Here is a 14137-nt window from a genome sequence, read left to right on the forward strand (position 1 = left end):
AAAAAAAGCTTCTGGATGGCCCTTAGGGCGGTCCGGAGGCTTTTTTGTATAGAATGGCTGTGAATCAGTCCCTGAAAACACCATTACTTGTATACAGAATAATCAGGGAGTGACCTTCTATGCCAAGCAAGATTGCAGTGCATAAACCGGCAGAGCCGCAGAGCGTGAACCAGAGCAGACCGGCGCAAGTCCCGCTCGCAGACAAGGCGGCATTGAAGCCGCCGCTGCGAACACCGCTTGAGCTCAACCAGCTGGCCCACCGCCTTCGAACGGCCCCGGAGACTGTAAGCTCCAGAGAGTTCAATCTGCTCAGCGGTGTAATTGGCCTGCGGAGTGCGCTTATGCTGCTGGACCAAGGCAAGCGGACCAAGCCTGAGAAGGCTGAACAGACCCGTGCGAAAGATGACAAACCCGTTGTGCAAAAATCAGGCTCCCCAAAAACGGCTGAGATAAAGTCCCCGCCAATCTTAGAAAAACCGGAAGTGCCTCATGGCATCCATGCCTCCAGGAAAACCTCACAGCCGGAATTCATGCGGGTAGGGGAGCCGGAGGTCAAGCCTGCCGCAGTCAAAGTACAGGCAAAGAAGTCTGTAAAAGCGGAGGCGGTTATACATGCCCGGTCAGAAGGCGGATTGGGGCCTCCGGTGAAAGTGAGCTCCAGTGCGAAGCCGGAGCGCCAACCGGAAGCTAAGACGGAAGGGAATACCTCTTCGAGAATAGATGCAGCAGGTCGTAGGCCGGCAGACAAGCCAGCTGCGCCGGGGCAAAAGTCTGCAGACCATTCAGCTGCGCCAGGGCAGAAGTCTCCAGCAGCAGGTTCACGGACCTCTGCTTCGCCTCTGCAAGCCAGAAAGGCAACAGCCAAAGCCCCGGTGGTTCTTATTAAAGGCAGCAACCCGGGCAGCGTAATCCAGCAGCTAAGCAGCATTGCTCCGGCTGAAATCAGTCAGGCGTACAACCAGGCGGCAGGTGTCTCTGGTGAAGCGCTGGGGCAGCAAAGACAGCAGGCTGAGAAGGCACTTCCAGCTATTCCAACTCCAACCGGCATCGCGCCAGGCCAAGCTGCTGAAGCTTCAAAGCGCACAACGGCAGCTCCGCTGCCAGCCGCCACACTGCCTGCTCTTCAGAGCGGGAAGCAAGGCGGGGATACGTCAGCTGGAATGAACAGCTTTCCTCAAGTCAACGAGGAGACAGATCCGGATCAAATGATGGAGGAAGCAAGCAGGTATGCGGCGAATCCGCCGGAGATGAGCCTCACCGGTGAGGCCGATCCTTCCCAGGTAGAGAGCTTTCAGGCAGAGGCCAAGCAGCATGTGCAGACTGTACAGGCGTCCGAGCTGGAGCAGACCCGGCAGGATTTTGGAGAAAACCGGATTCAGCCTAAGCCGGATAAGAGCATTCTCCGTTCGGCGCATACGGTCCGTGCGGTGGCGCCGCCAGCTTTTCAGCTGAAGCCCACGGGTTCAATTCCACCCGATGTAGCTGGCTACCTCAACCCGCAGCTGGCGGCTCAACTTCAGGTCTATATGGAGAATAGTCAAGCGAAGTACCAGAAAGGAAAGGCGCCGTTTGATGCGGGAGTCACAGCTGCTGAGGGCGATACCAAGGCAGAGATAGAACGGCTGAAGGCTGAAACATCGGGGAAGCAGCAAACTGAGCAGACTGCGGCTAAAGCAGAGGTCTTAGGGTACCGGATGCAGTGGCAAGAAGAGATCAAGGCTACCAGCGGGGAATTTGACCGCGAAGCGGGGGCAGCTGCAGCAGAGAAGAATCGGGAAATCAAGGGCATCAAGGATGAGAAGGAAGGCGAGGTCAAGCGCAAGCTGTCTGATGCCGAAGCTGAATCCCGGAAGGAATATAAGAATACGAAGACCCAGGCAGAGGAGAAGCAGAAGGAAGGGGAGGCTGAAGGAGAACAAAAGAAAAAGGCCAAAAATCCCTGGGAGTGGCTCAAGCAAAAAGGCAAGCAGCTTGGCGAGGCTATCCAGAAGGGAATGAACTTCCTCTTCACCCAGCTGCGTAAGGCCGTCAAAGCTATTTTCGATAAAGCCAAGCAAGCGGTTGTAGGGCTGATTGAAGCTGGCCGGAAGCTGATAGTCAGTGCAATCAAAGGCTTCGGGAACGTGCTGAAGGGAATTGCGAATACGATTTTTGCCCGCTTCCCGGGCATTGCCAAGAAGATTAACGGCTGGATCGACCGTGCGGTGAACAAGGCAGTTCAAGCTGTGAATACGGCTGCTGCTCTCCTGAAAAAGGGGGTCAGCGCCGCACTGGATTTCATGGGGAAGACAGTGGATAAGCTGTTCGCTGGTGTCCAGTCGCTGTATAACGGGATATTATCGGGAATCGGGAAATTCTTGAGCGGTGAATTCAAAATTAATTTCGGCAAGGCTTTGGAGGTTGCGCAGATTGCTGCGGAGGTTGCAGCTGCTTTTGCAACGGGCGGGGGAAGTGTACTGGTGCAAATCGCCACTTGGCTGACCTCGACCCTCCCTAAGCTGCTGCGTCAGGCGAACACGGTTATGACTGTGGTCAATACCCTGCGGAATTTCAAGGTGCAGAATCTGAAGCAGCTTCTGAATCCGGCGGGCTTGGGCGGCTTTCTGGTCAAGGGGCTGTTCGGTGAGCTGAAGCCACTACAGACGGGCCAGGCAGATGACAAGGAGAAGGACAAGGATGGGGGCAAGGCTCCGAAAGGCGGAAGCCAGGAAAAAGGACTGATGAAGGTACTGCAGCTTCTTCAGGGCGTGTTCATAATTCTTCAAAAGACAGTCGGCAAGGTGTCAGGCGCGATTAACAAGGCTCTGCCGGTGATCAACATCTCGGGCAAGTCGTGGTTCAACCCGTTCAGCATGGTGTATGCCGGTATGGTTCAGGGTCTGGAGGTATTGAAGAACCCTGCCCAGGCGCTGAGTGAGGGAGCAGGCAAGCTGAAGGAAGCGGCTGGAGGCCTGTTCAAGGGAATTCGTGAGAAGGTAACCGAAGCCGCCAGCGGCATTAAAGCAAAGGTTCAACTGCTCGGAAAACCTACTCAGCTTATGTCCGTCTTGGCTAACAAAAGCGTCGATATGGTACTTAATTTCATCATCACTAATCCGCCGTCAGCACTGATTAAGGCTGTATTCAAAGGGATTGAAGCTGTGGCGGGCCAATCACTGGTTGACCTGATCCGCCAGCATATTCCGTTCGCAGACAAGCTGATTAACAAAATTGCCGCGTCCAGCCCGGTCCAGAGCCTGCTTCAGCCGCTTCAGGGACCTGTGGACAAGGTAGGCGGATTGATCGACGAAGCCACAGAAGGAGCAACGGGACTGGTGGATGAAGCCCAGGCGCAGACCAATCAGGTCTTCGGCAACGGCACGAAGCTGCTGTCCAATCTGTCCGGGATCACCGGCGTTGCGGGCAAAGACAGTCCAGGCAAAAAAGAAGAGCCCAAAGCCGGTGGAAAAGCGGGTGCTGCAAAAAAAGAAACCAGCGGTGACTTCCTCGGCACTGTCAAGGGAGGCGTGCATACCCGCTTGTTAGCTTTCGGCAAGCAGCTTTTGAAATCAGGAGTGAATCTCGTAGTCGCAGGTGCCGGGAAGCTCAAGAACGCCATTGCCGGCCTGCTGGTTAACTTCAAAATCGGCAAAGAAAGCCACCAGCTCTGGGTTGAGAAGCGCGGCAGCGGGCATGTGGTGATGATGGCTAGTGAGAATAAACGAACCGTACCCAAAATTATAGAGGGATTTAAGATACGAATAGGGAATTTAGACAAGATTAAAGTTGGGAATAAAGATTTTAATATTCACGAGCGAATTAAGCAATTAAAAGAACGTAATACCAAGATAGAAGCCACACCACGGGACAAGTTAGCGAATTCAGATCTTGAAACTCTCGCGCCTGTGATCAGTGAGGTTGAACAGTATCTGGAGAAAAAAGAGGGTGGGGCTGAGGGGACGGATGAAGGTAACTTATCCAAATCAGATTTAGGAAAGAAAATAGGAGAAGGGGGGAACAAAGAAGTCTTTGAATACGGTGATGATAAAGTTGTCGCAATTTTAAAAGATAAGAAACCAATAACTTCAATTGATGACGAGTTAAAAATGCTTGATCTATTAGACGAACAAGGGTTACCAAGTGTACCTAGAAAAAAAATAATTGTTGATGGAAGGCCAGGAATTGTTATGGACAAATATGCTAAAGGTTCGAAAGATATTGTTGCATTAAGCGATAAAAAAGTACAGGTTGTTAATGGCATGGATACAAGACTTCTCAATGAGAATAGTATTAAGGACTTGGAAAATATTAAAAAAACAATGGTAGATAAAAAAATAAAAATTGATGATCTGCAATTTTTAATTAAAGAAGATGGGCACATTGTAATTGCAGATCCACTAAAGGTGCATTTAAAAACGAAACCTTCTAATAATAACCTGAAAATGATTAATTTACTTATTGAAGTAGCTAAAAATAAAAAATAATTGAGGTGTAGTTTATGAAACATGATTTTTTTGAATCATCTATTCCCTCTGCCAAAAGAAACTTACTGGATCTTTTAATTGGAAAAAGAGTTGAAAATTTAATTCGATATAGCTGGTGGAGCAAAGAAGATTCAGCAACCGAATGTGAGATAGATAAAAAGGATGTATTTTCACTTACAACAGGACCTTTTTGTATCGAGTTTGAACCAAATATATTAATAGGATTTAATAGTGATGTTACAGTTAGCAGTATAATATTATGGGCTGAAACCATAGATGGTAAAGAAACTGAAGACTTAATGAAGAATGACAAAGAACTGTTTCCAATTGAAGCATGTGACCAAGAATATTCGGAGAATTACTTTAAAAATATTGTTGGTCAAAGTCTAATTAAATATGAAATAATTAAAATTGAAACAATGAATTCCTTGCAATGGGATCATCCTAGAGAAGTTGGACTTGTTTTATTCTTTTCCGACAATAGCCATATTGTTTTATCTCATCAATTAACAAATGAAGTATCTGATGATTTTACAGTAATCTGCTGGGATCAAGTTAATAAAGATATATACCCTTTATTATATAAAACGAGTGAATTTTGGGGTTGAAAACATTTAATCAATAACATAAAGGCTATCCCAACCGCCGCTTTCACGGCTTTTTGGGACAGCCTTCTTTATTACACTTATCTTAATACGAACTCAAAGACGAAGCCCCGCCAGAAGGCCCTTGCGCCTTGCGGAACGCGGAAGGGGACATGCCGCTCTGCTTATTGAAGATGCGGTTGAACTGGGAGAAGCTGTTGAAGCCGCATTGTCCGGCGATGTCGGAAATCTTGTGCCGGGTATGGAGCAGGAGCTGCTGGGCTTTGCGGACGCGGGTCATCTGGATGTATTCGGTCAAGGTGAAGCCGGTGACGGTTCTGAACTGGTGCGATAAATAATAAGGGCTGATATAGAATTCCTTGGAGATGGAGTCCAGGGATAACTCGCTGCCGTAATGGCTGTGAATGTGGGCGGTAATCGAATAGATTTTTTGCATCATGGCATTGCCGATCTCTTCCAGCACGTACGCATTCTTGTCATACTGCTGGGACAGGCTGCACAGAAACTGCTGGAACAGACTGTGAATCAGCACAGGGTTCAGGGGTGAAGTGCTGCGGGAACAGTTGAAAATGGCATTGAGCGGCTCGAACACGGCACTGCGCGGTCCTCCGGTGAACCGGAAGATCGGAACCTCCTCGGAGAACGGCTGCAGCATTGCATTGTAAGCGGTCTCAAATCCGGGCATATTCCTGGGCAGGTTGAAGTTGATAATCAGCCGTTTGTGCGGCGGGCCCGCGGGATACTGGGTCATATGCAGCCGGTACGGGGCGAGCAGAACAATGTCATATTGCTGCAGGGCATGTACATTGCCTTCAATAATATGAGTAGCGCTGGAATCCAGCAGAATATGAATCTCATAAAAGTCATGATCGTGCTGAAACTCCATATTGATGTCGTGAGAGCGCTGATCGTAGTCAAAATAGTAAAAGAGCGGATCAGCCGGAGTATTGATACGTATACTATAACCTTGTTCGTATAACAGGTCGCTGTCGAGCATAGCCTCACTCCTCACCTTTGCCGTTTACTAAAGAAGCCTGAGCCGTTTCCACCTGTATATTATAGGCCGAAAAAAGCAAAATATGCAATGAATAGAGCGGAATACAGCAAGAGTAGGGTAGTTTTTGGAGTGGAAGGTTTGCTATAGTGACCATATGAAAGCGGATACAGGGAGTGATAGGGATGTTATTCACAGAAGAAAAGCTGATCAAACGCCAGGCTGAAGTGGAAAAGTATAGATATCTTAAGGTCCAGGAGCTTACAGAGTTCGCGTTCGCTGAGGATGAGGAAGGGGCTAACGGGGTATACCCGCAGTCGGTGTCCTTTGATGGCATCATCAGGCTTCAGGAGCATTGGCGCGGGCGGGACCGTTACATCTGGCTGCGCACGGAGGTTGTACTGCCGCCAAGTCAGGCAGGCTTCAAAATTGCCGGCAGATTTGATTTTGGCAAAACAGGGGATTTCAATAACTCCGGCTTCGAATCGCTGCTGTTCGTGAACGGCTCGCCTTATCAGGGCGTAGATAACAACCATAGAGAGGTAATCTTCGGTGATGAATGGGGCGGGCAGACGGTAGAGCTGGCCTTCCGGCTGTGGTCGGGACTTGAGGGCGGCGGAGTGCCCAGAATTCAGGAGCACCGGCTCAACGAAGCATTCATCGGCTATTTGGACGAGGGCATAGATGATCTGTTCTACATGTCAAAGGCGGCGCTCGACACCTTCCGTTACCTGGGCAGAGACCAGCCGGAGAAGCAGTGGCTGTTAAGAGCACTGAATGAGGCCTTCCGTCTGATCGACTGGTCAGAGCCGGGTTCGCCAGAGCATACGGCTTCACTCTATCAGGCAGGTGCAAGTCTGAATCAGGCGATAGAGGCAATGCCGCAGACTTTTGACGTAACGCTAACAGCTGTCGGCCATACCCATATTGATGTTGCCTGGCTATGGCGCTTGAAGCATACCCGTGAAAAGACAGCCCGATCCTTCTCCACCGTACTGCGGCTGATGGAGGAGTTCCCGGAGTACCAGTTCCTGCAGACGCAGCCTCAGTTGTACGCTTATCTGGAGCAGGATTATCCGGAGCTGTTCGGTCGGATCAAAGAGAAGGTGAAGGAAGGCCGCTGGGAAGCGGAAGGGGCGATGTGGCTGGAGTCGGATTGTAATATCCCGTCCGGCGAGTCGCTGGTCCGCCAGATTATGCTGGGCAAGCGCTATCTCCGTGAACAATTCGGCGTAGAGAGCAAGTACCTGTGGCTGCCGGATGTCTTCGGATACAGCTGGGCATTGCCGCAGATTCTGCGCAAATCGGGTATCGACACGTTCATGACGACCAAAATCAGCTGGAATCAGTTCAACCGGATGCCGCATGACACCTTCTGGTGGCGGGGGATGGACGGCTCAGAGGTGCTGACGCATTTCATCACGACCTCCGAGAAGGATGGAGCTGAATACACCTATAACGGACGGATGACGGCAGGGCTGCTGCGCGGGATCTGGAATTCCTATCAGGATAAGGAGATCAACGATCACCTGATGTTTGCATACGGCTGGGGTGACGGGGGCGGCGGGCCGACGCGGGAGATGCTGGAGCTCCGCCGGCGCTTTGACAAGCTTCCCGGCATTCCGAAGATTGAGATGGGCAGTGCCGGGGAGTATTTCACCGGACTGCATGAACGGATCGGGAAGACGGAGGCGTTCGTACACACCTGGAACGGCGAGCTGTATTTCGAATGCCACCGGGGCACGTACACCTCGCAAGCCCGCAACAAGAAATATAACCGCCGGCTGGAGCTGCTGCTGCGCGATGCCGAGTGGCTGCATACGCTGATGGGTGTAAGACAGGGGAATCTTGAAACCGCTTATCCTGCGGCTGAACTGACCGGGATCTGGGAGATTCTGCTGCGCAACCAGTTCCATGACATCATTCCCGGCTCGTCGATCGCTGAGGTCTATGAGGACAGCGATGCTGAATATGCAGAAGGCGAAGCGCACTCACTTGCTCTGATTAACGGTGTGGCTGATGCTAATAGCGGCAATAAGCCGGAGCTGCAAGCATTCACTCTGCTGAACAGCACGAACTGGAACCGTCCTCGTTATGCGTTGATTCCTATAGATGCCGCTGATTCCGTACAGGTTCATAATGCTGACGGGAACCGGCTGTGGCAGCAGCGGACGGCAGACGGGGAAGTGTTGGTCTATGTTCCGTCTGTGCCTGCACTGGGCACGGCAGTGCTGAAGGTAGTACGCGGACAAGCAGCCGAGGGCTCTCAGGAGGCGCAGATTCAGCCGCTTGCAGCCGTATCCGGCAACACGCTGAGCACACCGCTTGTGGAAGTAGTGTGGAATGAGCAGGGGCATTTCACTTCGATGGTCGACCGCAAGAGCGGCCGTGAGCTGCTGGCGCCAGGGCAGCGCGGGAATGTACTGCAGGTGTTCGAAGATAAGCCGCTGGATTTTGAAGCGTGGGATATCGATATTTTCTACCAGGAAAAGATGAACGAGATCACTCAGCTGACCGGATGTGAGCTGACCGAGAACGGCCCGCTGCGGGCGGTGCTGCGCATGACCTGGACCTATCACCGTACAACGGTAACCCAGGACATCATCTTCTACCGTGATACTGTAAGGATTGATTTCCGCACGGAGCTGGACTGGCATGGGCATAACCAACTGCTGAAGGTGGCCTTCCCGGTGGATATTCATGCGCTGGAGGCTACTTATGATATTCAGTTCGGTAACGTGAAGCGTCCTACTCACTGGAATACGAGCTGGGATTACGCCCGCTTCGAAACGGTGGGCCATCAGTGGGCGGATGTCAGCGAGAAGGGCTATGGGATAGCGCTGCTTAACGACTGCAAATACGGCTATGACATCAAGGACAGCGTGCTCCGGCTGACGCTGCTGAAGTCGGCGGTGCATCCCGATCCGCAGCAGGATCAGGGGCATCATGAATTTACGTATGCCCTGTATCCGCATACCGGTGATTTCGTTGAAGGCGGGGTGGTCCAGGAGGCGTGGGAGCTGAATCATCCGCTGCGCAGTGTGGCAGGTGAGCTGGAAGGGAACCCGTTGCTCTATGTCGACGGCGCACATGTGACAGTGGATGCTATCAAACGTTCGGAGGACGGCAGTGATGTGGTGCTGCGGCTGCATGAATATGCAGGCTCCCGGACGAAGGTCACTATAGACAGCGCTTACGAGATTGCCTCCTGGCAGGAATGCAACCTGATGGAGGAGCCGCTGGGAGACTGGCAGGAAGCAGAGGAGCTGAGCTTCCAAGTGAAGCCGTATGAGATTAGAACGTTCAGAATCAAGCTGCGCGGAACGCATGTAGATGAAGGGGGTTATGGACAGTGGAAGTAACAGAGAAGCAGACGGTGCCGGTAAGCTGTGTGAGCAAGGAAGAGGTTATGCAGAAGCTGGACCTGGTTACGAATAAGCTGCTGAAGCTGGGCCGGCCGGATAATGAAGCGGAATTGCAGAACCTGGGGGAGGATGCGGAGCGCCGGGGGTATTTTGCCAGGGACTTCGGGATGGAAGAGTGGGATTGGCCGCAGGGAGTGGGGCTGTATGGCCTGCAAAAGCTTGACCGGCATTTCGGGGATGGCCGTTATGCGGAATACACCAAGCCGTGGATGGCCCGGCAGATGGAGAAGGGACTGCCCAGCCGGAATATTAATACGACTGCGCCACTGCTCTCGCTGATGGAGCTGGAGGAGGCCGGAGAGCTGAGTCTCGAATGGATAGAATGGCTGATGCACGGCCTGCCCCGGACGCTGGAGCAAGGCTATCAGCATGTGACTACGGGGACTCAGAAGCATGAGATCTCGCTCCATGAGAATGAGATCTGGATTGATACGCTGTTCATGGCGATTCTGTTCACGGCCAAAATGGGTGTGAAGTACGACAACCCGGAGTGGCGCGAGACCTCGCTGCATCAGCTGCTGCTGCATATTAAATATCTGTATGACAAAAAAACCGGCTTCTTCTTCCACGGCTGGCATTTTGAAGAGCGCCACAACTTCAGCGAAGCCTTCTGGTGCCGCGGCAACGGCTGGTTCGCCCTCGGCCTGCCGGAATATCTGGAGCTGATGCGGCCCTATCTGGCAGACGGAGTCTTCAGCTATCTCCAGCAGACGCTACAGGCCCAGGCCGAAGCCTTGCTCGCATGTCAGAGCGGGGACGGACTATGGCATACCCTGCTGGATGACTCTGGCAGCTATACCGAAACCTCCGGTTCGGCTGCGATAGCCGCCGGTATTCTAAACAGTGTGCGCCGTGGGCTGCTCCCGGAGGCTTACAGCGAACCGGCTCTGCGGGCAATCCGCGCCATCCTGGACAGAATTGACAGCGAAGGCACAGTGCTTGGGGTGTCCGGCGGTACTCCCATCGGCGCAGCCAAGGAGGACTACAAAGGGATTATCATTGCCCCTATGGCCTACGGCCAGGCGATGGCTCTGGTCGCGCTGGGCGAAGCGCTGCATTACTGCTGAGTCCGGAGTCTGGGCAGGGGCGAAGCGGGCTGAGTGAAAAGAATTGAACTAGCGGCAGTCATGGACGGAGAATCGTCGCAGACTACCGCTTGTTTATTGTTGGGGGAACGCGCAGGGGATGGGGACCAAATGTAATTGAAAAACCGATCACACTAAGTATCCAACCCATGGTCCTCATCGATGCACCAGCCGAATTCGCCGGCAATGGCCATCACCAACCCGGTTATCGCACGCTCCAATGGCTCATCTATCTTAGTTGCCGGGAGAATGACCTCGACCAGATTCACCGCTTCAATCCCCTCCAGCGTATAGTAAGCGTAGCTGCCATTCGAATTTGCGGAGAGTCCCTTCAGCCCAACATGCGCGCCATAGAGCGCTTTGGAGAATCGCAGCGGCCCGGTCTGCTCAAACCCCAGGGTCTCTACGACAAACTGCTCCAGCACTTCTGTTTTTACGCTTTTGGAGTAATCCATAGAATGAATGCTGATATAGTCATACACTTCACTCACCTCACGTCTGCATGAACTCAATCTTGCTTCTGTACAGATTCAGAATCCGCACCTGATCCTCGCTAAGCTCCCCGAAGTTCCAATACATATGCATCAGGTTGTACTCAAACAGCTCTTTCAGTCTTATAAACAGCGGCAGTTTTCTAGACATCTCAGCAGAGAGGGGATGCTCTTCCTTATATCCGTCTGTGATTGCCTTGGTTATCGTACGCTTATAATCCATAAGGTTCTGTCCACCCGGGAATGAGTACTCCAGTGCAGAATAGATCGGCACAGCTAAATCATAGGCATAATAATGCCGCTCACAATCCTGAAAATCAATCATTGTCAGCGCAGAGTCACTGTCCACCAGGGTATTGTTCAGCCACAGGTCGCCGTGGATTAAGCCGTAGTTCGCCTCATCTTTGGGCAGCATGCGGATCTGCTTGAGCACATCCTTCGCAATATCCCGTATGGCCCGCTCTTCGGCAGGAATATGCTTTAGAAAATCATATTCATCGTTATCATACCAATGCGGAATCGGCCGGGCAGCTTCAGACTGCTGATATTCTTTGCTCACCTGATGCATTCTGCCTATTTGCTGTCCGAGGGTTCTGAGTATGGTTTTGTCCCATTTAGCCCGGGGCAGGTGGATTCCGGCTGCCGCCCGGAACAAGACCACGGACTTCTCCTCTTCACTCAGCAGCAGGGTGCTGACAAGCGAACCCAGTTCAGTAGGTACAACCTCAGGCACCCGTACGCCCCGGTTGAACAGAAAGGTAGTCCAGTTCACTTCAGCTAATTGTTCTTCATAGGTCTTATAGTTCGTAATTCGGGCGAAGAATGTCCCCTTCTCCGAGTGGCAACGGTACATTTCATTGGTGACGGTCTCCATATGGGAGAGTTGAACAGGATAGGTGTTATTGAGAAATTGCAATAGTTGTGCTTGCATAGGTTTGTTAACCTCCTTTTGACTTACAGATCTTGAGACAGGCGGATCATATCCACCACCTGCATCCCGTTCTCATAGATTTCTTCACTATAATGTCTGATGAAAAAGTCCTTGTCGATTCCGGTGATCCGGAAGCCGCATTTCTGATACAGGGCAAGCTGGCCGATACTGGAATTGCCTGTACCGATCTCCAGCGTTTTGAAGCTGAGCCGCCTGGCCTGCTGAATGGCGTGATTCACCATTTGCTTCCCGATCCCCTGGCCCTGGAATGCCTCATCCACTGCAATATTGACCAGCTCGGCGGTCTCCGGCCGGGTAGGCAGCAGGACATAGACACCGACCACACGGTGATCCGCCTCGGCAACGAAGCATTGCCCCCTCGCCACATAATCCTCAACCAGCTTCGATGCAGGGTCGGCCAATAAAAGCAATTCGGTAGGTGCCTGTTCATCCGTATGTAATGCTCTGATCTCCATTTCAGCTTCGCTCCTTGTTCATTAGTAGTTGCAGAGCTAGAGCCTCACGAATGTGATGTAATCCACAGGGGCAGGCTCTGCGCCTTCCATCCGGAGGGCCCGGTTGATCTGCCCCCGGTGATATTGCCCATGTAAAAGCACCTGCAGCAGGATGTCCCGGATAGAGGTCTGGAACGAATGTCCATTCTGGCTGCTGTAGCTGATCATCTGATCCAGCACAGATTCTTCCAGCTTGCCGATATAGCTGCGGTATTCCTTAGCGTTAGCTTCGAACATTCGCCGGATCTCCGGCAGGTCTTCCGCTTCCTTCCATAACCAATACTCTGCGTTGCTCTTGCCCTGCAATCGCGACAGCCAGACTTGCTCTGCAACCGCCACATGCCGCACCAGCTTGAGAAGCTCCGTGTCCTTCGTGTGACTCGCTTCAAGTGCGTCCAAGATCCGCCCGTCTGCCCAGTACAGATGGTCCATCATGCGCATGATAGTCTTCATTTGATTTCCTCCTTTTGAGTTTACTTCATTGCTTGCGAACCAAGACAGCGCCTGTAGTTCCATCGAGCTCTCTTCTCCACCTGGATTATAGCCGCTAAGTCTGATCTTCATACAGAATGCCCTCCCAGGTCAATGGATGTCTGGGCATCAATTCATGTTAGGCTTCTGCAGGATCACCCTCTGAATTGATGGAAATGACGGTTTCGCTGAGCTGTGATGCTGCATTCGGAGGCAGATCGCTCTTATCAAACACCGCCTTCATGAATGCGGTTGCAGCTTCTGCGGTAGCGGCATGAACGGGAACTGCATGCTGATCATTGTAATGAAGCGGAATGTCGGAAAAAGACATGTGCTGAGCCCCTTTTACCCGATAGAAATAGGCGTTGTTCAGAGAGTTGAAGGCATAGCGCTGCCCGTCGATATAATCGGATGCAATGGTCTCATTCATAGAGGCTGCCATCTCCCGGTATGCCGAAGCTTCTTGCCGCAGCAGCAGAACGGGAACAGAGGACTGTCCGTCTTCCCGGCGTATGAGGTGAAAACTGGGATCGAGCAGGACAGCAGCCTTGATCCGGCGATCCTGCTTGGCGGCCTCAAGGGAGGCGGCACCTCCGAGCGAATGTCCCATGACAGCAACCTTATCCAGATCGAACAGCCCGGCTAGCTCAGTATCGGAGCGGTTAAGCACCTTAAGGTGATCCATAACTGCGATTATATATTGAACCCGGTTGTGGAGCAGACGGGACCAGCTGGTGTAGTCACTGCTTGCCAGCTCCGCCATTTCCGGTGCCTGCCTGACATAGCTGCCGTCTGGAAATACGGTGAAGACGGACTCCTGCGGAGCGCTCAGCGTAACTACCACGTGATTTTTGGAGACTAGTTTGGATATCACTCCAAGATACATATCGCGTTCTACACCGAATCCAGGCGAGAAAAGAATGACGGGGTACCCCCCTGATTGTACGGCTAATGCCCCGCCTGTTGTTACACTGGCAATATTCAGGTTGTCCAGATCAACACCCATCTCTGTCAAAAGCTTAGCTGCCTCTGCCTGGCAAGGTGCGTACAGGTCTATACCCTTCAGCGGATCTCCCCCGATTGCCGGATGAAAAATACTAATAACGAGTCTGGGGCTTCCTTCCAGAACCCTTATGAATCTTCCAATCATTATAGCT

The 14137-nt window shown here is 52.0% G+C and carries 10 protein-coding genes; 4 read left to right on the forward strand and 6 right to left on the reverse strand.

The genetic code is table 11. The features are described from left to right. Positions 1 to 119 precede the first annotated feature (119 nt). Entirely contained in the window at positions 120 to 4463 is a 4344-nt protein-coding gene (locus MKX63_RS20270) for a hypothetical protein (protein WP_341019597.1), read from the forward strand. Between the two features lie 14 nt (positions 4464 to 4477). Continuing rightward, complete coding sequence (locus MKX63_RS20275; protein ID WP_341019600.1) at positions 4478 to 5071, forward strand: hypothetical protein; 594 nt, start codon at positions 4478 to 4480, stop codon at positions 5069 to 5071. Positions 5072 to 5153: 82 nt separating this feature from the next. On the opposite strand, the gene MKX63_RS20280 is transcribed toward MKX63_RS20275, so the two are convergent. Further along, a complete protein-coding gene (locus MKX63_RS20280; RefSeq protein ID WP_341019602.1) occupies positions 5154 to 6065 on the reverse strand; it encodes a helix-turn-helix transcriptional regulator in 912 nt (303 codons plus the stop codon). 182 nt (positions 6066 to 6247) lie between these two features. Here MKX63_RS20280 and MKX63_RS20285 point away from each other — a divergent pair, with 182 nt between their 5' ends. Both MKX63_RS20285 and MKX63_RS20290 read left to right on the forward strand, forming a co-directional pair. Beyond that, entirely contained in the window at positions 6248 to 9424 is a 3177-nt protein-coding gene (locus MKX63_RS20285) for an alpha-mannosidase (RefSeq protein ID WP_341019603.1), read from the forward strand. Further along, complete coding sequence (locus tag MKX63_RS20290; RefSeq protein ID WP_341019604.1) at positions 9415 to 10554, forward strand: glycoside hydrolase family 88/105 protein; 1140 nt, start codon at positions 9415 to 9417, stop codon at positions 10552 to 10554. The genes MKX63_RS20285 and MKX63_RS20290 overlap by 10 nt, the downstream gene beginning before the upstream one ends. A 152-nt stretch (positions 10555 to 10706) precedes the next feature. Here the strand turns inward: MKX63_RS20290 and MKX63_RS20295 are convergent, their stop codons facing one another. From MKX63_RS20295 to MKX63_RS20315, 5 genes are all read right to left on the reverse strand, one after another. Continuing rightward, positions 10707 to 11084, reverse strand: coding sequence for a hypothetical protein (locus MKX63_RS20295; protein WP_341019605.1), 378 nt, complete (start codon positions 11082 to 11084; stop codon positions 10707 to 10709). Continuing rightward, positions 11065 to 11994 carry a phosphotransferase enzyme family protein gene (locus MKX63_RS20300; protein WP_341019606.1) on the reverse strand — a complete coding sequence of 310 codons (930 nt, stop codon included), beginning with the start codon at positions 11992 to 11994 and terminating at the stop codon, positions 11065 to 11067. The genes MKX63_RS20295 and MKX63_RS20300 overlap by 20 nt, the downstream gene beginning before the upstream one ends. Positions 11995 to 12017: 23 nt before the next feature. Continuing rightward, positions 12018 to 12470, reverse strand: coding sequence for a GNAT family N-acetyltransferase (locus MKX63_RS20305; protein ID WP_341019607.1), 453 nt, complete (start codon positions 12468 to 12470; stop codon positions 12018 to 12020). 36 nt (positions 12471 to 12506) lie between these two features. Beyond that, positions 12507 to 12962: a DinB family protein gene (locus tag MKX63_RS20310; protein WP_341019608.1), complete on the reverse strand. Its 456-nt coding sequence runs from the start codon at positions 12960 to 12962 to the stop codon at positions 12507 to 12509. 157 nt (positions 12963 to 13119) lie between these two features. Then, on the reverse strand, positions 13120 to 14130 hold the full coding sequence (locus MKX63_RS20315) for an alpha/beta hydrolase family protein (protein ID WP_341019609.1): 1011 nt from the start codon (positions 14128 to 14130) through the stop codon (positions 13120 to 13122). Between the last annotated feature and the right edge of the window lie 7 nt (positions 14131 to 14137).

The organism is Paenibacillus sp. FSL R7-0179, assembly GCF_038002265.1.
Taxonomy (GTDB): domain Bacteria; phylum Bacillota; class Bacilli; order Paenibacillales; family Paenibacillaceae; genus Paenibacillus_AQ.

Coding starts and splice junctions, on each gene's coding strand:
- MKX63_RS20300 (WP_341019606.1), bottom strand. CDS start 11,994: ATGCAAGCACAACTATTGCAATTTCTCAATAACACCTATCCTGTTCAA.
- MKX63_RS20305 (WP_341019607.1), bottom strand. CDS start 12,470: ATGGAGATCAGAGCATTACATACGGATGAACAGGCACCTACCGAATTG.
- MKX63_RS20275 (WP_341019600.1), top strand. CDS start 4,478: ATGAAACATGATTTTTTTGAATCATCTATTCCCTCTGCCAAAAGAAAC.
- MKX63_RS20270 (WP_341019597.1), top strand. CDS start 120: ATGCCAAGCAAGATTGCAGTGCATAAACCGGCAGAGCCGCAGAGCGTG.
- MKX63_RS20280 (WP_341019602.1), bottom strand. CDS start 6,065: ATGCTCGACAGCGACCTGTTATACGAACAAGGTTATAGTATACGTATC.
- MKX63_RS20315 (WP_341019609.1), bottom strand. CDS start 14,130: ATGATTGGAAGATTCATAAGGGTTCTGGAAGGAAGCCCCAGACTCGTT.
- MKX63_RS20285 (WP_341019603.1), top strand. CDS start 6,248: ATGTTATTCACAGAAGAAAAGCTGATCAAACGCCAGGCTGAAGTGGAA.
- MKX63_RS20310 (WP_341019608.1), bottom strand. CDS start 12,962: ATGAAGACTATCATGCGCATGATGGACCATCTGTACTGGGCAGACGGG.